Here is an 18,906-nt window from a genome sequence, read left to right on the forward strand (position 1 = left end):
CGTACGACGGTTTATTGTGGCATTATACCTCCGCACATACGGCGTAACCAGCTACCACGGCGTTTTTTACCACCGACAACCTTATCCATGCTTTTACGATCCAGAATTTTGTCTTTCTGATCACGCTTTAGCTCTTCAATTGTTTTTTTCCCGTTGTTAGACATAGAGAGATCCTTAAACACGTTTGAGAAATGACCGTTGACCTAGCAGGGAATGCCGATCATGGTCATTATAATACCGCTCCAAAAATAGTGCTAATTCTTGGAACATCCTAAAGAACGTCTTGGAGAACGCGAAGTTGCGTCATGAAGGCTGGTCTTCTTCTTCGGCTGACCTCTATTTTTACATCGTCATCCATAATAAGGTAACCTCCGTCACCTTTTACAAATTTTTTCATGTAGTTCATGTTGATGACGTGTCGTTTATGCACTCTGTAGAAGTTAAACGGCACCAGCATATCTTCGTAAGCTTTGATCGTCTTAGACGCAGTAATCCGGTTGCCACCGTGCAGGAAAATGTGGGTATAATTATCTTCTGCCTCGAAGCGGACAATATCCCTTATTTTGACAAAGTGGATGCCATCGAGTGCTGCGATCGACATTTTCTCGAAAGAGTTCGGATGGCTGGCAAACTGCTGCATCACCTGCAGGCGCTCTCCCGTTTTGCCTTGCTGGCGTGGCCTTACGCGAGCTACTGCTTCGACCAGTTTATCGGGGTCGATTGGTTTGAGGATGTACCCGATGCTGGAGTATTCGCAGGCTTTCATCGCAAACTGATCATACGCGGTAACGAAGATCACATCGAAAGGGATTTCAGGCAACTGATTCAGCAGCTGGAAGACCTTCCCGTCCTGCAGATTGATGTCGAGAAACGCCACATCAGGTTTAATTCCGTCCTGGTTGAATAAAGCCAGTCCGCTTTCTACCCCGTCGGCGTCTCCGATCACCTCGACGTCTTCGCAGTGTTCGGCCAGCAGGTGCTTGAGGTTGATCAAACCATTACGTTCATCCTCGATAATAACGGCATTCAGTAACATACGGCTTCTTTTATCAGTGTAGTTGGGAAGAACAAATGTACTATTTTTATATTAGATGCATCCGCAGGGCGTTCCTGTCATTTGTCCGGTAATTTGCTATCATGAAGATTAGTTCTGTCCGATTAAACGCAACAGCCAGGAAGAACCAGCGAGCTCTGTTCGGTTCTGAATTGTAGAAAAACGTTTCCGGGTGTCCCGGAGTAAAGCCATGTAAAGTCATATCTTTAGCCCAAATTTTTCCATCCCTATGGCCAATCGCCGGATCCGAGACCGAGTTCACGAGATTGTTTTTGAAGCAGACACCCCTACGGGTAAGTGGTTTGACATCGGTTTGCTCGTCCTTATTGTGCTCTCGGTGGTTGTTGTAATGATAGAGAGTTCAGATGACTGGTATAGTCATTACGGGAGAATATTCATCGTACTGGAATGGATGTTCACGATCATTTTCACCTTCGAGTATATACTGCGTTTATGGGTTACTATTCGCCCCTGGAAGTACGCCCTCAGTTTTTATGGAATCATTGACCTGATTGCAATCCTGCCCAGTTACCTCAGCTTTTTCCTCGTCGGGACCCAGTATTTCGTCATCATCCGGATTTTCCGATTACTCCGCGTATTCAGGATCTTTAAGCTCGGCAAGTTCCTTACCGAGGGCGACCAATTGCGTAGTGCGCTGATTGCCAGCCGTAACAAGATCATGGTTTTCCTTTTTACCGTCACCCTGCTCGTAGTAATAATCGGATCTGTCATGTACCTCGTGGAAGGAGGTACAAATGCAGGTTTCAGTTCTATTCCCCGTTCGGTGTACTGGGCGATCGTTACCCTCACCACCGTTGGGTACGGAGACATAACACCTCAGACATCCGTTGGTCAGTTCCTTTCCGCAGCGGTCATGATTATGGGTTACGCGATCATCGCCGTACCCACTGGTATTGTTACCAACGAAATGATCGCTGGCGCAAGCGGCAGATCAAGATTCACTAATACTCAGGTTTGCCGGTACTGTGCCCGCGAAGGGCATGCCGACGACGCGATTTACTGCAAGTACTGCGGAGGGCGCCTGAACGAGCACAAATAATCGTCTGGTGGTATAATTCGTCGAACCTTTCCGGCGGGAATTTACGGGCGCGGACGCAGGTGCAGGGCAAGTAAAAAATCGTTCCTCTGGACCTGACGACCTCTTACCTGTTTATTGTTTAATGATCCGCTTTGTAATCGTTCCTCCCGATCGACCAACGTCGATCCGCAACAGATACATCCCCTGCGGCAGGTTGCTCAGGTCAAGTTCTGCGGACGAAAGTTGAGCAAATTTCACGCTCTGCACCCGTTTCCCGGCGGCAGTCCATACACTCACCCGCGCACCGGAAGCAATGCTGCTACGCAGCTGGATCAGTCCAAGGACCGGATTCGGAAAAACGTCTACGCTGTGGCTTGCGGCGGCTTCTGCCGCCGTGCTTACGGTAGTACGGCATTCAGGAGGAGCCATGTTTTCCAGGATAGCCTGGTATTTTGGCGCGGGTACATTGGAGGTGTCCTGATCCATAGTTTCCAGCATGCCCCAGCTTCCGTACTGGGCATTCCGGCTCGACACGAAAGAAAAGTGCATAATCCTCAGCGGTTCAGTGCCCGTTTGCAACGTGCGCAATGAATCGAACCAGGCGGTGTACAAATCATACATGCCCGGGCTGCGCTGCGCGTCCACAAGAGCTTCTCCGTAGGATGGATAAACACCGAAGGGGTTGGGAGTGAGGTGCTGGCCACCTTCATAAAAAACCAGCGGCAGCCCCAACGGGTCGGCAACCTCGGTCTTCTGCTCACTCACATAACCAAAGCTGGTAGACATAGAGATCGTCGCCTGCTCGATAATGTCGGCAGCAGTAGCCGATTCGCCCAGCTGGTCCAGTGTAGTTTCCGCAGCATCAGTGAACCCGAAGTAGCAGGTAGGCGTAATGGCGTCAAAACTACCTTCCCTGAGGTTGTTTGCGATGCGCTGGCTGACGTCCACCCAGGATAGCTGAGTTCCCACTACCCTGGTGATCCGGTTTGTCTGCCCGGCAAAAGCGGTGGTGAATGCGTCAAGACAACGCTGGATGTAGGGAACCAGCCCTTCGGGCCAGCTTGTTCCGGTTTGTTCACAGCCGTAGTAATTCAGCCACTGGGCCTGACCGAAAATCCAGTTCCAAAGCTCGTTGCTGTATTCAACGTAGAGGTGGCGTTCGGGCTCGAGGCTGTCCCGCATGAACTCAGCCAGTGACTGGCTGTATTCGGGGCTGGCCCGGTGAGGAACGCAGATCCAACCGTCGAGGTCGTAATCATTGAGCAGTTTCACCATCATTTCGTAGGGAATCCCTTTTTCGTAGGCCCAGGTGTAATGGTCCATTTGGGAGCGCTCAGCCCAGTCGAATTCATTGGGGTTGTTCCAGCCTTCGCTACGTTTCTCCCCCCAGTTGTTGGTTTGGCCCCAGTCCATGAACCGTACGGTTTGAAAGGATTGGAGTTTATCGATAAAAACGGGATTAAACGGCTGTTCTTCGTAGGTTGCTTCAGCCCCCGGCATAAGCAAGCGGATGTTACGAATGGGGTCGTTGATGTCAGAGGTTTCAATGGCCAGTTCAACGATGCCCTGCTCCTGCGGGACGAGGTCGAACGTCATCCGGTGTGGCCCGGTGGTCGTCAGGTTACTGAAGCTACCGAACAACCTGAAACTACCGGTTCCTTCCCACAACACTACATATTCCCCGGCGGGCCAGCCGCGGGTGTCTCCCCAAATCGTAACTACTTCCTGCGGATAGACGGACTCTGGTATATTTTGGGGCACGTGGGTCGGATAGCCATCCGGGCGGTAACTGAGGTTGGTGGCCTGCTCACTGTTAAAGGCTGCCTGCGGGTTACCAACATCTTTGGTGTACCATTCCCGGGCGTTTCTCATCAGGTTAACGAAGGGCAATTCGGTACCGAAATCGGCCAATCCGCCGAGGTTCACTCCAATGTCGAGTTGACAGTCAGCGTCTGACTGAGCATGTGAAAGTGAACACGCAAACAAAAGAAGGAGGACAACAATCGTTTTTCTCATAATGAAGGCTTTACGCAAAGCCTGGCTTCTGATCTCCGAGGAAGAAGCCTGGGCTCATGGTATACTTAGCTTCGGGTGGTAGCCGAAGGTATAAAGATAGGCACGCCCTTCGGATGTCCGCCCCACCCTCCTGTATATACCTGAACCGAATCTCTCCTTCGTGAAAACCAAATCGCTTATCGCATATCCTTTGTCTGTTTTCTGATAAGCCTCCGGCTGAAGCCGGGGCTACTGTATAAGAAGAAAGGAACGGTTACCGTTCGGACAACTTAACTTGAATCAATGGTGGCCGTGACGTCAGCCACAAATGCGAAGGAAACAGCCGAAGTTTACGCTATCTACCGATCTTACCACGGTCGAAAACTGACATAAAAACCCTCTTTGCACCTGCGTACGCGCCTTAAAATCGTTGCGGGACTAAACCCGCCCCCTGCGCGACATAAGTACCGCCAACGGCCTGGTTGATTTGAACTGCGCCAGAAAAGTGATGATTGCAAACGTAATGGGTACACACAGCAGCATGCCGACTATTCCCCATAACAACCCCCACAGGATGAGGGAAAAGATTATTACGAAGGGACTGATATTCAACGCATCACCGTATAGTTTCGGTTCCAGCAGCCCCCCGATACAAAGTTGAATGATTCCCACTCCCACCACTACGATTATGAACGGCGAAAGGTAATCGAACTGAACAAGGGCCATGGTGCTGGGCAAAATTGTGGCAACGATGGAACCGATGGTGGGAATGAAATTGAGGGCAAAAATGGAGAAAGCCCAGAAAATGGCGAAGTCGACCCCGGCATAAGCGATAACGAAGTAGCTCAGAAAACCGGTAGCGAAAGAGGCTGCGAACTTTACACCAACGTAGGTCCGAATGGCCTTATTCAGTTTGTTGAGCACTCCCAACAACCTCGCCTTCCGGTGAGAGCTAAGTTCCAAAGCGGCCAGTTTCCGCGGAAAAGTGTGTTGCTCGACCAGGAGGAAAAGCGTGTAAAGTAAAACGAGCAAAAACTGCCGGGTAGCCGTGGTGAAAGTGGCCAGTAAACCCAGCAGGTAGTCATCGACGTTAAGTTCCTGGGTAAGCGTTTTCAGGGTCAGGTTTTCGTCGTAGCCAAAACCGGCGAGTATGTGCGCGAACTGCCGTTCCAGATTGACCCAATATTCAGGGGCAGTATCGATCATCTCGTGAATTTGCGATCCGATCAGGCTGCCCGCCAGTACGATGACACCCAACACGAGGATGGCAGCAACGGAAAGACTGGCACCGCGGGCACTTCGTATACCAAGAACAGGCACCTTTCTGACGAGCTGATCTACGGCATTAATAAGGTACCAAAGCACAAAGCCCATCACGACGGGAACGAGCAAAACCTTACCAAAAATCATCAGACAGACGAACAGGCAAGCCAGGGCGAGGGAGTAGGTTATTTTCTGAAGTGGTAGCATTAGGGTGAAAACCCGGATTGACGCTAAAAGGTCACCGGAAATAGCAAATTTTTACTTTGCTTTTCCGTAGCCAAATCCCAATAATGTCGGGCCTCCTTTCTTGCCCTCATTAGAAATGTACATATCACCATTTTTCAGAAAGGTAATTCCCTCTGGCTGAGCAAAATGCTTTTTGTCCAGCGGGTGAACACCTTCTACTTCACCAGCTTTGCTCATGACGTAAAGCAGGTGATCCTGAGAAGATAAAATATATACCTGGCCTGTGATCGGGTGAATTGCAATTCCCGAAGGATTGATCCCAGCCTCCTTTCCTTTTTTCTTGCCACTCTTCGTTGCACCGTAAGACTTGAGCGCGCGTGCGATCTGGTCTTCACTGAAAGTGAATACGGGTGCGGGCAAGACTTCCTTTTTCGTCAGGTCAAAGCCATAGACCACTTTCATGTTTTCATAATGGTCGTCCTTCGATTTTGATTTCCCGGCGATCAGTAGCCGGTTATTACCGGCATCGAAACTGAGTCCTTCACTTTCTTTGACCGGCACATCGGTGTTGAAGGAGGTTACCTCAAATTTATCCGCGCGGTAATCATCAATTTCGAAAATTTTACCGTCGCTGCGCAGTACGTACAGGCTATTATTGGCCCGGGCAATTCCCTCGTAGTCGCCGGGGCCAGCGAATTCGATCTCCCGGATTACCTTCTTTTGGGTCAGGTCGTAGATGAACACGATGCCATCCTCGTCCTGTACACTGGCGAGGGTATTTCCATCAAGATTGGTCAGGCCGGAGACTTCCAGCAACTCGTCCGGCAATTCATTCGATGAATGCGGATGCAGGAAGTCGTACTCGCCGGAGGAGCGTTTGACTGCGGTCGTTACCTTGCCGTAGCGATCTTTATTGAACGGTTGATGCTCGACGACATACGTGAACGCCGTTACGGAGATGGCAAAGAAGCCGAAGGCAACAGCAAGTAGTGGTTTCATGTAGTAACTCATGGTTGAAATTTTAGGATTAAAAAGCAAGGGTGGCCGACAGAATTATCGGCCAGCCACCCCGAACGAATCATTCCGGATTATCAGGAACTTTACGGCTTAGCAGTTTCAGTCTTTTACTTTGGCGAGCACTTTTCCGTCGGCGCTGAATACGACTTCCCAGTCTTTTTTCAACAATGCCTCCAGCTCAACCTCGTAGGTGGTGCCTTGTGGTGTTGTAATCATGTCGACATCATCAATGGTGTAGCCCTCAAACTGGGCGTTGATGGTGTTAACGATGGCCCGGGGCAGTTCACTGGGAAGGATCTCGGCTTCCTTGCGCACAACGTTACTGCCACTGTCGTACCAGATTTTGTAGTCAGCATCGGTACCGGTTTCAAATTCTACACGGTAAAACTCGCCCTCCCGTTTCCACTCTACGTCTACAGACTGCGGGTGGTTGGAGGAGAAATGATTTTTGACCACCGAGGGGACTTCCCCGTAGGAGGTTGATTGCCCGTAGGCGTTACAGGCAAACAAAATTGTAAAAGCGACAAAGGCAAAAAATTGCTTATTCATGGTATAAAATTTGGGGCCTGACCGCCCATAAGGCCGGTTGTCCCGGTGATTGATACCACAAAGTTCAGGGGCGATTCTGTAAAGAATTGGTAATGCAATTCCTGATTTGAATTCAAGCAGAGTTTATCTGCATCAAAAAGGGCAGATTGATAGCATTTCGGGCAGAAACAAACTATGTCTACTACCCGCAGGCTAGGGACTTTTACTGGTCAACCTGATCCAGGACGCGAGTCAGCAGAGGGGAAACCAGAGGTTTCCAGGCATGGCAATTTCTACATTTAGATTTACGCCCGGGCAAGGCGTTAAAAATCCACCCGGAACGAGTGAGAGTCTTCGTAGGAGTAAGAGACTTTATAGCCATAAAGGTCACAGATAGCGTGCACGATGGCCAGTCCCAGGCCCGTGCTTTTTCGTGCTCCGTCTGCTTTGTAGAACCGTTTAAAGACCATACTCCCGTTCAATTCGCCGGTGGACGAAGTGTTGTTTACGGTCATTGACCGGTCGCCGAAGGCGACCCTGACGGTTCCCCCTTCAATGTTATGAAAGATGGCGTTTCGTATCAGATTGGCAACCAGGACGTACGCCAGGTGAGCATCCATATTGGCAACCACTTCTTCTGCTTCCTCGAAGCTGATTTCGATATTCCGGTAAAGAAACAGCTCCTCCAGTTCGTCCTCCACACGCCGCATCACCTGGTTGATGGATACGGGATGGTTATCGAAAAACTGCTTGTTTTCGATCTTACTCAGCAGCAATAAAGAGCGGTTGAGCTGAATCAGGCGGGCGGTTGTATCCATCACCTGGCTAACGACTGCGGCGTTTTCGGGCATCAGGCGGCTGTCTTCCAGCAGCAATTCAAGTTTGTTGGTGATTACCGCCAGGGGTGTTTGCAGCTCGTGGGCCGCGTTTTCGTTGAATTGTTTCTGGTTGCGGTAGGCTTCGCGGCTGTGCAGGATCAGGATGTCGGCCGACTTCTTAAGTTCCAGAAACTCTTTGGTGTCGGTTTCAATGGGATTCATTTCTTCATCTCTGTCTATCCGGTAGCGCTTCAACTGCTCTAGGTAATCGTAGAAGGGTTGCCACAACTTCTTGAGGGCCAGATTATTGATGAGTGCAATACTCCCCAGCAGCAACAGGTAGAGCCAAAGCACGGACCAGAGCAAATTGGCAATTTGGTCGTCTTCTTCCACCATCGAATTGATGACCTTGAGCTCGTAATACTTCCCGCCCCGTTCGAAAGCTGTTGTGAGTAAGCGGACGGGCTCCATCTCTTCTTCGTTGAGCATGTACATGAGCGTGTCCTGATAAAGGTCTTTTCTGGCCAGTGCGTTCCGCTGGCCAATCTCCCGGATCGAGTAATTACCTTCCGCGAATTCTCTGCGCGAAAGCACCGTGCTGTCTTCGGCAGACTTCCTGATGATCAGCAACTTGGAGTTATCTAATCCGTCGTCGATACTGTCGTAAACCTCATCGAGCATATTCACGTAGAACACCACCGCCCAGACACTGACGATGACAAACAGCGGCACGAATAAATAGAGCAAAGACTGGTTCAGCAACTTCATATCCGGACCAGTTTGTAGCCAAGCCCGTACACCGTTTCGATTTCGATTTCGGCAGCCGATTCCTTAAGTTTTTTGCGGATGTTCTTTATTTGTGAGTAAATAAAATCGAAGTTATCCGCTTGGTCCATATGATCTCCCCAAACGTATTCGGCCAGAGCAACGCGGGTGACAAGGCGCTGTTGGTTGAGGAGGAAATAATTGAGGATATCGAATTCTTTGCGGTTGAGTTGTACCTCCTGGTTGTTTACGAAGAGCTGGCGATCGTTTAGGTCCAGGCGGACGTTTTTCCATTCCACGACTTCTTTCCCGTCCAGTTTATTGCGGCGGAGAACGGCCTTTACGCGGGCGTTCAGTTCTGCGAGGTGAAAGGGCTTGGTCAGGTAGTCGTCTGCGCCCAGTTCCAGGCCCTTCAGCTTGTCGTCGAGGGTATTTTTTGCGGAGATGATGATAACGTTTTCCGACTTGCCTTGCTTTTTGAGTTCTGCCAACAGCTCCAGGCCGTTCCCGTCGGGCAGCATGATGTCCAGCAGGATGCAATCGTACTCGTAGAGGAATATTTTTTCGGACGCCGTGTCAAAATCAGACGCCGTTTCTATCCGGTAGCTTTCTTTTTCGAGAGAGCTTCCGATAGCTTCCCTCAGGCCAACCTCGTCTTCTACAATTAGAATTTTCATGGGGTAAAATAATGACTGAAATACGTAAAGATTCTGGAAAGACCCGGCGGCGCGAACGCAGGTGCACAGAAAGGATGAAAGAGATGCAGGCGTTTGTCCCCGTCTTCTTAAACCCGGTCATTGCACCTGCGTCAGCGCCCTCCGGTCGTTCAGTAGTACCTCTTCGTGTCAGTTAATCCTGATTCCCCGTGTGGTGAAGGATATACCCTGCTGCCCGTAAACAGAAATGAAGATCCCCTCGAAGAAAGGATCGTGGCTCCCAACGGGCTTACGCCAGCGGAACACAAAGTTGTCTCCCGTCCCACCCTCCAGGTCTCCTTCGGTAATGATGATCGAAACCGTTTCGAGGGGCGCCAGGTAGATAGGCGTATCAAAATAACTCCTGATCTGCTCACCGTCCGTCTTGTGGTAATCAGCCCCTTCAATGTAGACGGTGTCTTTCAGATTGATATTCCGCAAGCTGATGGTTCCCGTAAGGCTGAAAGTATGGGTCTCAGATTTGGTGTATATCTCGGAATAACTTGAGAGGTAAGTACTCCCCGTTTCCATAGAATCAGTCGCAAAAACTTCGGCCTGCCGCCTCGTCCAATCTTCCGCGGGGATGGAAGTAATCTCACGGGCGGGCGGCGAAGGGTCACAGCTGACCACCAAAAGCGCTAGTAACAGCATAATTGGTCCGGTAAATGAAAAATCACGCATTGGCTTTTGGTTTTATGAGGGAAATACCGCTTATAACAAACGGAATCATCGGCAATATCGGCTATTTCCATCTGGAAATAAGCCGGGTAGACCGCTTTTTGATCCGTCGGTTTTTGTAACGAGGTCCCGCTACCCACCGGTGTGACCGTACGGGCGCGACTCTCTTACTGCTTCTGAAGGATCGTTCCCGGCTGTTTTTGTAAGCAGGCCCAGCAGGCGAAGAACGCGCTTCTGCCTTTGCAGCTGGAGCAGCTGGTTTCCGGGTAACCGTGAAGCGGCCGGCGGCATTGGGGTTCTTATAATGGGGGGAGATGGTTGAAAGCTTTTCCATACGCTGTAACCGCTCGATCCTCTTACTCCATGGTATAGAGTCGACGGAAGAGAGCTCCGCATCATTCGCTGTTGCGCTTAACACGGGTAGTAGAAACAAGATGAAAAAGCAAAAGCTTTTGGTTTGCATGATCTGAAAAATTAAAAAATGAATAGAGTCTAAAGAACTTCTGAAACTATAATATGAAGCCCTGAAGAAAAGCAGAGATGCTGCTTCTTCAAAGCCCGAATAAGGGTAATATTTTCTTTTCGCTATGCTGTTAGTCAAACAAAAGATAAGGAATGTATGCCTGAAATCAGGGCAACGGTGGTGACACACCACCAGCCGGTTCTTTGGCTGCGCTTAAGGCCCGGCTCTTCCTCCGAGGAAAGATTTCCTGCCGTTTTAATCGTTGGCGATCACTTCCCAGATTTCCTCCTCACTGTTCAGAGCAGCTTTGAGCTCGTCCACATCCTGAACGCCAATGAAGTAATGGCTACCGTCTTTGGTTTTGATCATTAGCCCGTTGCGGCCATCCAGAGAGTAGAATTTTTCGTCGGTCATTGTCACTTTAGGACGGTCGAATTTGGTCAGAGATGGCGTCTTGACAATGGTACAGGATTCGATATCGTCCCAGGCAATTTTCTTGGAGGAAGCGATTGGTCCTTTGATCTTGAGTTTAATTTTCTCGTCGGTAATCGTCAGTTTGTACCTCAGGCTGGTGAGCCAGTAAATAGCATATCCCAAGCCAAGAGCCAGCAACAAACTGGCGATGCTGTATACAATATCAGTTTCGGGCCTCCAGAAATAGGAGGACGCCCCGTAGAGCAGTCCGGCAGTTGCCAGAACGAGCAAAACGAGAATGAACCAGTCGTGAAACCGTTGCTTTTCCTGATATATTTTATTGGCCATGGCGTTTGGGGTGTATTTTGTTATTGAACCGGTACAAAGTACCGGGGTTCGGGTACGATCAAACTAATTATGTCTGCTGCAAAAGATTTAACATGGGGGACAGCGCTGGTTTACCCGGCCGGGGATTTTGCAGGAATCGACCGCAATAAACCTGGCGTTTCTCCAGAAATGGAAAAGCATTTGGCCTTCGGCATCCTACTTAATAGGGATCAATCCGGGGAATCCGTCAAAATCCGTGATTCTATCTGTCCCGCGTTCTATCTTTGCCCGTCCAAAATAAGAACTTCATGTTTCGCACCCACAACTGCGGCGAACTCCGCCTTTCCGACGCCGGCAAAAAAGTTTCAATCTCTGGCTGGGTCCAGATCGGCCGTGATTTCGGCGGCCTTACTTTCGTTGACCTCCGTGACCGCTACGGCATCACCCAGGTTGTTTTTGACCAGGACGACAACGCCGAACTGGCCGAAAAAGCCCGTAAACTCGGCCGTGAGTGGGTAATCCAGGTAAACGGAACTGTACGTGAGCGTACCAATAAAAACCCCAACCGTTCTACCGGAGACGTAGAGATCGTTGCCGACGAGATGATCGTCCTCAACAGCGCCAAAACGCCTCCCTTCACCATCGAAGACGAGTCGGACGGAGGAGATGACCTACGGATGCAATACCGCTACCTCGATCTCCGTCGTGGTCCGCTACAGAAAAACATCATGTTCCGCTCCAAGCTTGCGCTGGCGGTTCGCGCCTACCTCGGCGATCAGGACTTTGTGGAAGTGGAAACTCCCTTCCTCATCAAGTCTACGCCCGAAGGAGCGCGTGACTTCGTGGTCCCCAGTCGCCTCAACGAAGGTCAGTTCTACGCCCTGCCACAGAGCCCCCAGACCTTTAAGCAATTGCTGATGGTAGCCGGTTACGACCGCTACTTCCAGATCGTGAAGTGCTTCCGCGACGAAGACCTCCGCGCTGACCGTCAACCGGAATTCACGCAGATCGACTGCGAAATGGCCTTCGTTACCCAAGAGCAGATCCTCAACACCTTCGAAGGGCTTACCCGCCACGTTTTCAAAAAGCTGAAGGACGTTGAACTGCCCGAATTCCCCCGGATGCAGTACGACGACGCAATGCGTCTCTACGGCTCCGACAAGCCAGACCTGCGGTTTGGCATGCCCCTCGTTGAACTCAACGACGTGGCCCAAAATAAAGGCTTTGGTGTTTTCGACAGCGCCGAGCTCGTCGTCGGCATCTGCGTACCCGGCAAAGCAGACCTCACCCGCAAAAACCTCGATAACCTGACCAAATGGGTTAAGCGTCCGCAAATTGGAGCCAAAGGTTTGGTGTATGTGAAGTGCAACGAAGACGGCACCTTCAAGAGCTCCGTAGATAAATTCTTTGATCAGGAAGCTTTAGCAGCATGGGGCGAGGCCGCAGGTGCAAAGCCGGGCGATCTGATGCTCGTCATCTCCGGCGAAGACGAGAAAAGCCGCGCGCAACTCGGTAACCTCCGCCTGCACGTAGCCAAAGAGTACGATATGATCCCCGAAGGAGCCTTCGCTCCGCTGTGGGTCGTCGACTTCCCCCTGCTTGAATGGGACGAAGACTCCGAGCGTTTCCACGCCATGCACCACCCCTTCACCAGCCCTAAGCGCGAAGAAGTGGAACGGATGCTGACCGGCGATCACGAGACCATGAAATCGCTCAAAGCCGATGCTTACGACCTCGTCATCAACGGCGCTGAGATTGGCGGTGGCTCCGTTCGTATCTACGACAGGGCCCTCCAGGAGAAAAACTTCAAACTCCTCGGCTTCACCGAAGAAGAAGCCGAAGAGCAGTTCGGTTTCCTGATGGGTGCCTTCGAGTACGGCGCCCCACCCCACGCCGGTATCGCTTTCGGTTTCGACCGTCTCTGCGCAGTAATGAACGGACAGTCTTCCATCCGCGACTTCATCGCTTTCCCGAAGAACAACCAGGGCCGCGACGTAATGATCGATGCCCCCGCTTCTATCGACGAGACCCAGTGCAAAGAGTTGAACCTGAAAATCACGGTACCCGCTAAGAGCGAATAACCTTCAAGCCTGACAGCTTTTCAACCTGAGCGATGATTAGATCACATGATTTAATCATCGCTTTTTTTATGCCTCTTCCAACAACATAAAACTTAGTTTGTAGCGTAACACTTTGCGCTCTTGATTTTCGACTTAGCTGCCGCTGCTAAGAGCCCATTCACAGTAGACACGGCTTCAGCCGTGATCTTAATTGTTCAAGGCTCCGGCTAAAGCGCGGGCCTACCGGAGAGCGGATAAGGGAAAAGCGAAGGGATTGGCTGCCGCTACCAGGAGCCTGTCCACAGTAGACACGGCTTCAGCCGTGATCTTAATTGTTCAAGGCTCCGGCTAAAGCGCGGGCCTGCCGGAGGGCGGATAAGGGAAAAGCGATAAGGGATTGGCTGCCGCTGCTAAGAGCCCGTTCACAGTAGACACAGCTTCAGCCGTGATCTTAATTGTTCAAGGCTCCGGCTAAAGCGCGGGCCTATCGGAGAGCGGATAAGGGAAAAGCGATAAGCGATTGGCTGCCGCTGCTAAGAGCCCATTCACAGTAGACACGGCTTCAGCCGTGATCTTAATTGTTCAAGGCTCCGGCTAAAGCGCGGGCCTGCCGGAGGGCGGATAAGGGAAAAGCGATAAGCGATTGGCTGCCGCTGCTAAGAGCCCGTTCACAGTAGACACGGCTTCAGCCGTGATCTTAATTGTTCAAGGCTCCGGCTAAAGCTCGGGCCTACCGGAGGGCGGATAAGGGAAAAGCGATAAGGGATTGGCTGCCATCCTCCAGGAAATATTTACCCTCCGTTTTTGTCATAGTGCAACACACATTTTAGGGTAAATGCACATTTTCTGCCCCTTCTTTGCTTCGCAGATACTGCTGCGGCAGTCACGATCAGATGATACTATTTACCTTCAGCACTCCAAACCAACATTTAGAATGAACGTAAACGATCTGTTAGCGAAACTACACGCTAACCTTCCGGCAGAGAACACGGGCGTAGTGGCCAGTTACATTCCGGAATTGGCGCATGTCGACCCAACCAAATTCGGCGTCCATGCCGTAACGGTTGACCAACGCGAATTCTGTTTCGGAGATTCGGACGAAGGCTTCAGCATTCAGAGTATCGCCAAGGTCTTAAGTCTGACGATGGCCTATCAGCGGGAGAACCAAAAGCTTTGGAAACGCGTCGATGTAGAGCCTTCCGGCACCCCATTCAACTCCCTTATTCAGTTGGAACAAGACAAAGGCATCCCCCGTAACCCTATGATAAACGCGGGAGCACTTGTGGTTTGCGATGTGTTGTTAGACTACCTGGCGGAGCCTAGAAAGGACCTCCTTGCCTTCGTACACTCGCTGAGTGGCGATGATTCCATCGGGGTAAACGAGCGCGTAGCCGCCTCGGAGCGGGAAACCAGCGCCCGCAACCGTGCCCTGATCGAGTTCATGCGCTCCTTCGGAAACATTCGCAACGATACCGAACGCATCCTAGACTTTTACTGCTCGCTTTGCGCGATAGAAATGACCTGCAGCCAGTTATCACGTACCTTCCTCTTTCTTGCCAATCAGGGCGTAAGCCCGTTCACAGGAGAACGGATCGTCAGCACCAGCATGACAAAGCGCCTAAATGCGATCATGCAACTCTGCGGTTTGTACGACGAAGCCGGAGAGTTTGCTTTCCGGGTAGGCCTGCCCGGTAAAAGCGGTGTTGGAGGTGGTATAGTTGCGCTGCGCCCCCGGGATTACTGCGTAGCGGTTTGGAGTCCTCCCCTGAACTATAAAGGAAACTCTCACTTCGGGATGGCCTTTTTAGAGGGCTTTACTTCTGAAGTAGGCGACAGTATCTATTAAGCCTGAAAAATGATTATTCCCCTACCGGATTTTCGGTAGGCATTACTTCAGGAAGCACCCATTGTTTACTACCGAACCATTGCCACTGCACCGAAGCGAGGTCTGTTTCCGGGTCAATGAACGGCTGTAGTTTTCGTCCGTTGAGGCGGACGCGGAAGCGGCCATAAACCGCAACGTCTTTGCCTTCCCGTAACCGGAGTTCGTGCAGGTAGTGCGCGTACTGGAGGATCATATCAGGATGAGTTACCATTTTTCGATACTGCCGGGATGAGAGACTGTCGCGCAGGTTGATCACTTCGTCTTCGCCAGTAGCGTTGTCGACAAGCCGGTAATTACCGGAGCCCTGCTTACTGCGCAGCATCATTCGCCAGCTGTAACGGTGCCCCTCTTCGCTCCAGGCTACATCGGAGTTAAAACCCCAGTGTCGAAGCGGAAGCAATATGTGTACACCAATGATGAGGACAATGCCGGCAAGAATCGGCTTCATCATCCGAGCCTGGTACTGCCAGTAAGCGTTGGTACCACCGGAGGAGCGAGACACCACGCTTTGCCACCCTTCAACCCAACGCTGCACCTGCGACCGCGCCCCCGCCAGAAGGCCGCTCCGACCTCCTGAATTGTCCCTTGATCCTGCGATCCACCTCACGAACCTCTTTGGCCAGTCGGGTGCAAAAAACATGCTGGTGAGCACCATGGACAGGTAGGGAAAAATACCGATATTGAACAACAGGTGATTGGTAGCATGAAAACCGAACAATAACGCCAGCGCGACCCACCGCAGGCGCTTGTGCAGGAGCAAAAACGGTACACTAAAATCGAGCAACATCCCGGCCCATGACATGAAATAAGCCGTGAACTCCTGCGCCCAGAGCGGGCCGAGCACCGGCATTTCCGAACGGGCCTGCAACCACATTTTCATCGGCATTGCCGCTATGAGCCAATCGTAGTTCATCTTGGCAATTCCCCCGAAAAAATAAACGATGCCCATCAAAGCCGGGAAAATCCAGACCGACCAGGCTGGAACCTGAGGTGACCAATCCTGCGGATTGCGCCGTACATCGAGCGAAAACTCCCGCCAGGCCGGCGTGAGCGCCAGCAGCCAGGCCAGCCACGTAAAAAGGTAAGCATGGTTAAGGTAGTGGGCTTTTTCTAACAGAAAAAGGTAGGTGAACGCCAAAGCAAAAAGTGGCGCAGTCACCCGGAAACGCCACCCCAGGGCCACCGCTATGCCCAACAGAAAACCACCGACGAAGAAGAGCGAAAGAAAAGGCTCCGGCAACGGGCCTACCCACTCAAAGCCGTAATAACTGAAGGTGAACCCGCTGAATTCATCGAGGTACCAATGGTAATAAATACCATTACCCAAAATATCGCCCCCCCCGAGAAGCCCCAACGCGATGCGCAGAAAAACAAGGGAGGAAGCATTGGTGGGAGTAAATAATCTGGACTGTTCGATTGCTTGCAGTTTAGTTCACCGGTCATCAACCTGCCGGATAAGGGCAAAGTTCCGCATTTACCGGCAGCTGGCTAAATTCCGGCAGATAAAATTATGTCTTCTTAGTTCCTAACTTCTACCTTCGCGGCATGCTACGATTTCTTCTCCCACTCCTTCTCTTTGTTACCGTTTCGCTTAACCTTTCCGCTCAGGAGGTCAAAACCGTCTCTGCCCACTCCGAGTGGCTGGAGAAGTGGAGCAACTCCAAGGCGTATACTATGGAAGCTCTCGCTACGATCCCCGACGATAAACTCAGCTACCGGCCAACGGAGAATCAAATGAGTGTTCAGGAGCAGATTCAACACATTGCAGGAAATATTTACGGCCTCAGCCGTCGTTTTCTTGATCATCAGCCTCCGGGTTTCGATGAGGAAAAACTCGGAGCAAAACTATCTGCTCAAACCCTGAACCGCAAGGAATTAACCAACCTGCTCAGCGATGCTTACGCCTTCGGCGCAGCTGCCGTGCAGAACCTCCCCGAGGAGCGGTGGAACGAACCAGTAAGCAATTTCTTTGCCGGCCCTAAAAGCCGGAGAGTGGTCATTTACCTGCTGCAGGATCACGCCACACATCACCGGGCACAGTTGCTCATCTACATGAGACTGCTCGAACTCACTCCACCCCGCTACCGGGGCTGGTAAATACCAAACGTAATTAGCCTGCTCCTCCGGGAGTCAGCGACAACAGGACATTCCCATAAACCAGTTAAAAACAAGCCTTTGTTTACCCCCACCCCAATAGCAGGACTTCAGGTCTTCACCCCTCGCATCTTCGGCGACGAAAGGGGATACTTTTTCGAGTCGTGGAACGAACAGACCTTTGCCGCTGCCGGTATCGACACCAGGTTCGTTCAGGACAATCAGGCCCGCAGCTCCCGTGGCGTTTTACGGGGCCTGCACTTCCAGACCGGTGAGCACGCACAGGCTAAACTTGTACGGGTCATCGAGGGAGAGGTCTTCGATGTCGCAGTAGATATGCGCCCAGGCTCCCCCACCCTGCACGAATGGTTCGGTATCCGCCTCAGCGGAGAGAACCAAAAGCAATTGTTCGTCCCCAGAGGATTTGCTCACGGTTACCTTGTCTTGTCTGAATCCGCCGTTTTCGCGTATAAATGCGACAACTTTTACGCCAAGCATGCGGAGGGAGGCGTCCGGTACGACGACCCGGCCATCGGTATTGAATGGCCGAAAGTAGATGCAGAACTGGTGGTCGCTGAACGCGATCTTACGTGGGACAGCATAGCCCGCTAATCAATTTATAGCCTGACAGTTATACCCCATTACTTCTGGTAAACGCGGACGTAATCGAGGTACATGCTTGCCGGGAATATTCCGGTGTTGATTTGTGCGGTTTCCGGACCGCGAAGCCCACCGACCGAAACATTAGCTACGAGGTAGAAAGGCCACGCGAACGGGTACCCCATCTGAGCACGGCCGGGAAGCGGTTCGTAAGTCCAGTACTCCTCTCCGTCTACGGCAAAAGTTAATCGTTCTTTCGTCCATTCACAACTGTAAACGTGGAACTCCGTAGTGGCGGACTTTACGATTCGGGAGCCTCCCTTTTGTCCTTTACCGCTCCAGAAAAAGTCGGGAGTTTGCACCGCTGCACCGACTACCGTCGGGAACTTACCGTAATGCTCAACCAGGTCGATTTCTCCGGCTTTTGGCCAGCCAATTTTGCTTACTGTGTCGCCAACCATCCAGAATGCGGAACGCAGACCGTCGCCTTCGGGGAACTTTGCGCGGATTTCGAAGTAGCCTTCTTCAAAAGTAGCCTTGTACTTCGTAACCAGGCGCGTGCTGGAGAAAGGGTTTCTGCGGTTTTCCGCCGTCAGTTGGGCCGTAATGCTTAGCATACCGTCCTGTACCCGTACGTTGTCGGGGTTTGCCTCGGTGTAAAGCTGGCGTTCTTTGGCTGTCCATCCGTGTCCTCCCGTCTGGTATCCCCAGCGCGTGGTGTCCGGCAGACCGGGCGTTTCAAACTCATCGGCCCAAACCAGTTTGTAGCCGTCGGGTACATATTCACCTCCTCCCGCAGGTTCACTTATACTGGATACGGGGGCTGGCCCGGAGCCATCGCTTTTACAGCTGGTAACCACACAACAAGTAAGGCAAAAGAGGAAAACGATGATGAGATTGCGCATAGTTTAATTATTTGGGCAGCAAAGGTACTCAGGCCTGAACCTCAATGCAAACACCAGAGCCATATTCGTCAGCAGGGCGCTGCCGCAGGTGCAGGGAAAGTTAGAAAAGCAAAGAGCGCC

17 protein-coding genes are annotated in these 18,906 nt (G+C 51.4%); 5 read left to right on the plus strand and 12 right to left on the minus strand.

The genetic code is table 11. The annotated features are described in order from the left end of the window. Positions 1–11: 11 nt before the first annotated feature. Together FUA23_RS22400 and FUA23_RS16060 are read right to left on the minus strand one after the other, a co-directional pair. On the minus strand, positions 12–164 hold the full coding sequence (locus tag FUA23_RS22400) for a hypothetical protein (protein WP_187271093.1): 153 nt from the start codon (positions 162–164) through the stop codon (positions 12–14). 107 nt (positions 165–271) lie between these two features. Continuing rightward, entirely contained in the window at positions 272–1,036 is a 765-nt protein-coding gene (locus tag FUA23_RS16060) for a LytR/AlgR family response regulator transcription factor (protein WP_147931778.1), read from the minus strand. A 247-nt stretch (positions 1,037–1,283) separates the two neighbouring features. Here FUA23_RS16060 and FUA23_RS16065 point away from each other — a divergent pair, with 247 nt between their 5' ends. Continuing rightward, positions 1,284–2,114 carry an ion transporter gene (locus tag FUA23_RS16065; RefSeq protein WP_147931779.1) on the plus strand — a complete coding sequence of 277 codons (831 nt, stop codon included), beginning with the start codon at positions 1,284–1,286 and terminating at the stop codon, positions 2,112–2,114. A 111-nt stretch (positions 2,115–2,225) separates the two neighbouring features. On the opposite strand, the gene FUA23_RS16070 is transcribed toward FUA23_RS16065, so the two are convergent. From FUA23_RS16070 to FUA23_RS16105, 8 genes are all read right to left on the minus strand, one after another. Further along, on the minus strand, positions 2,226–4,109 hold the full coding sequence (locus tag FUA23_RS16070) for a T9SS type A sorting domain-containing protein (RefSeq protein ID WP_147931780.1): 1,884 nt from the start codon (positions 4,107–4,109) through the stop codon (positions 2,226–2,228). 417 nt (positions 4,110–4,526) lie between these two features. Continuing rightward, a complete protein-coding gene (locus FUA23_RS16075; protein WP_147931781.1) occupies positions 4,527–5,558 on the minus strand; it encodes an AI-2E family transporter in 1,032 nt (343 codons plus the stop codon). Between the two features lie 51 nt (positions 5,559–5,609). Continuing rightward, on the minus strand, positions 5,610–6,536 hold the full coding sequence (locus FUA23_RS16080; protein ID WP_187271094.1) for an SdiA-regulated domain-containing protein: 927 nt from the start codon (positions 6,534–6,536) through the stop codon (positions 5,610–5,612). Positions 6,537–6,653: 117 nt separating this feature from the next. Then, positions 6,654–7,103 (minus strand): PepSY-like domain-containing protein, encoded by a 450-nt coding sequence (locus FUA23_RS16085; RefSeq protein WP_147931783.1) that lies wholly within the window; start codon positions 7,101–7,103, stop codon positions 6,654–6,656. Between the two features lie 302 nt (positions 7,104–7,405). Continuing rightward, the gene (locus FUA23_RS16090; RefSeq protein WP_147931784.1) at positions 7,406–8,668 is read right to left on the minus strand and encodes a sensor histidine kinase; all 1,263 of its coding nucleotides are present in this window, start codon (positions 8,666–8,668) and stop codon (positions 7,406–7,408) included. Continuing rightward, positions 8,665–9,342, minus strand: a complete 678-nt coding sequence (locus FUA23_RS16095; RefSeq protein ID WP_147931785.1) for a response regulator transcription factor — start codon at positions 9,340–9,342, stop codon at positions 8,665–8,667. Before FUA23_RS16095 ends, FUA23_RS16090 begins: the two co-directional genes overlap by 4 nt. Positions 9,343–9,510: 168 nt before the next feature. After that, positions 9,511–10,041, minus strand: coding sequence for a DUF3124 domain-containing protein (locus tag FUA23_RS16100; protein ID WP_147931786.1), 531 nt, complete (start codon positions 10,039–10,041; stop codon positions 9,511–9,513). A gap of 715 nt (positions 10,042–10,756) precedes the next feature. Further along, on the minus strand, positions 10,757–11,263 hold the full coding sequence (locus tag FUA23_RS16105) for a hypothetical protein (RefSeq protein WP_147931787.1): 507 nt from the start codon (positions 11,261–11,263) through the stop codon (positions 10,757–10,759). A gap of 287 nt (positions 11,264–11,550) precedes the next feature. On the opposite strand from FUA23_RS16105, the gene aspS reads away from it, so the two are divergent. Continuing rightward, on the plus strand, positions 11,551–13,323 hold the full coding sequence (gene aspS, locus FUA23_RS16110; RefSeq protein ID WP_147931788.1) for an aspartate--tRNA ligase: 1,773 nt from the start codon (positions 11,551–11,553) through the stop codon (positions 13,321–13,323). Positions 13,324–14,236: 913 nt separating this feature from the next. Further along, positions 14,237–15,148, plus strand: coding sequence for a glutaminase (locus FUA23_RS16115; protein WP_147931789.1), 912 nt, complete (start codon positions 14,237–14,239; stop codon positions 15,146–15,148). 13 nt (positions 15,149–15,161) lie between these two features. On the opposite strand, the gene FUA23_RS16120 is transcribed toward FUA23_RS16115, so the two are convergent. Continuing rightward, positions 15,162–16,613: an HTTM domain-containing protein gene (locus FUA23_RS16120; protein ID WP_406603409.1), complete on the minus strand. Its 1,452-nt coding sequence runs from the start codon at positions 16,611–16,613 to the stop codon at positions 15,162–15,164. A gap of 119 nt (positions 16,614–16,732) precedes the next feature. Between FUA23_RS16120 and FUA23_RS16125 the strand changes: the two genes are divergently transcribed. Beyond that, positions 16,733–17,284, plus strand: a complete 552-nt coding sequence (locus FUA23_RS16125) for a DinB family protein (RefSeq protein ID WP_147931791.1) — start codon at positions 16,733–16,735, stop codon at positions 17,282–17,284. 78 nt (positions 17,285–17,362) lie between these two features. Beyond that, entirely contained in the window at positions 17,363–17,893 is a 531-nt protein-coding gene (gene rfbC / locus FUA23_RS16130; protein WP_147931792.1) for a dTDP-4-dehydrorhamnose 3,5-epimerase, read from the plus strand. A 29-nt stretch (positions 17,894–17,922) separates the two neighbouring features. Here rfbC and FUA23_RS16135 read toward each other — a convergent pair whose 3' ends face one another. After that, complete coding sequence (locus FUA23_RS16135) at positions 17,923–18,786, minus strand: glycoside hydrolase family 16 protein (protein ID WP_147931793.1); 864 nt, start codon at positions 18,784–18,786, stop codon at positions 17,923–17,925. Positions 18,787–18,906 lie beyond the last annotated feature (120 nt).

Source organism: Neolewinella aurantiaca, from assembly GCF_008014675.1.
Lineage (GTDB): Bacteria > Bacteroidota > Bacteroidia > Chitinophagales > Saprospiraceae > Neolewinella > Neolewinella aurantiaca.